This window comes from uncultured Succinatimonas sp., assembly GCF_905203285.1.
Classification (GTDB): Bacteria; Pseudomonadota; Gammaproteobacteria; order Enterobacterales; family Succinivibrionaceae; genus Succinatimonas.
Genome location: NZ_CAJKVK010000154.1, coordinates 1 through 1,545 on the forward strand (window position 1 = coordinate 1; position 1,545 = coordinate 1,545).

The 1,545-nt window shown below is 43.6% G+C and carries 1 protein-coding gene and 1 pseudogene; both read left to right on the forward strand.

The features are described 5' to 3' along the window. Window positions 1–915, forward strand: a pseudogene (locus QZ019_RS09775) (VirD4-like conjugal transfer protein, CD1115 family); the annotation flags it as partial. 230 nt (window positions 916–1,145) lie between these two features. Continuing rightward, window positions 1,146–1,545: RloB family protein (locus QZ019_RS09780; RefSeq protein ID WP_295484640.1), on the forward strand; the 400-nt coding region annotated here is incomplete at its 3' end.

Below are 1,545 nucleotides of genomic sequence, written 5' to 3' on the forward strand. Positions count from 1 at the left end.
CCCTACATCGACCCGGATTTTCAGAACAACATCATTTTGACGCAGACGGAACGGCTTACCATGAACAGCCGCCCTAAATCACCGAAATACGCGAGAAATAAAAACGTCGTGGTGATCGGCGGCAGCGGCAGCGGAAAAACAAGGTTTTTTGTAAAGCCTAATTTAATGCAGCTTCATTCTTCCTACGTCTTGACCGACCCGAAAGGCACCGTCCTAATCGAGTGCGGAAAGCTGCTGCAACGGGCAGGCTACCGCATTAAGGTACTGAACACGATAAACTTTCGGAAAAGTATGCACTATAACCCCTTTGTCTATATCCGCAGCGAAAAGGACGTGTTAAAGGTTGTCAATACCCTTATTGTCAATACCAAAGGCGAGGGAGAAAAAAGCGCGGAAGATTTTTGGGTGAAAGCCGAGAGGTTACTATATTGCGCGTTGATCGGCTACATTTGGTATGAAGCCCCCGCCGAGGAAATGAACTTTACAACGCTGCTTGAACTTATCAATGCAAGCGAAGCACGCGAGGACGACGAGGAATACCAAAGCCCCGTTGATCTGCTCTTTGCCGATTTGGAAGAACGCAGCCCCGACCATTTCGCGGTGAAGCAATATAAAAAATACAAATTGGCGGCGGGCAAAACGGCAAAGTCAATCCTTATTTCTTGCGGTGCGCGGCTTGCCCCTTTTGATATAGAGGAACTCCGGGAACTCATGTCCTATGATGAATTGGAACTTGATACATTGGGCGACCGGAAAACCGCGCTTTTCCTCATAATGAGCGATACCGACGACACCTTTAATTTTGTTATCGCTATTTTGCAATCGCAGCTTTTCAATTTGCTTTGTGATAAAGCGGACGACGAATACAACGGCAAATTGCCTATTCATGTCCGGTTTTTGCTTGATGAATTTGCCTGTAGAGCACAAGAAGGAAGCAACCAGATTATTTTTACCGCACATGATGTGAACTTAATAAATCTAGATAACTTCCGCCAAGATGAGATCTGGTTTATTGAGAAAACGCAAATGGGCGAATCTACTTTAAAGCCATTTTCTGATTTTGAAGTCAAAGAAGGCCAAGATACTTTAAAGGCTTATTTGAGCGGTAGATTTGGTGCCGTTCCCATGATAAGGGGGGTGTACTAATGCCGCTTCTTAAAAGCAGGGTGCCTTTTACCCCGCAAAACCCTTACCGTGTGATTAGGCCGAAAACCAGTAAAATTATATTTCTCTCATGCGAAGGCAGTGTGACAGAGGAAGAATACTTTGGTTTGATTTCAGATATTTATAGCGGGATAAAAAGTAAGATCCAGTTTATTTCTGTTGCGGAGGATGCTGTTCTTACTGCTCCTAAATGTAGAACACCAGAACATGTGAGGATGCTCACCAAAGTGCGTCCAAAACATTTAGTCGAACGGATTAATCAATTTAAGGCTGAAAAAGATGATATTTATCAGTTTGAAAAATATCCGGAAGATGAATTTTGGATTTTAACAGATGTGGATCAGAATTGGTCAAATCAGGTTATTGATCCCCAAAATGGCA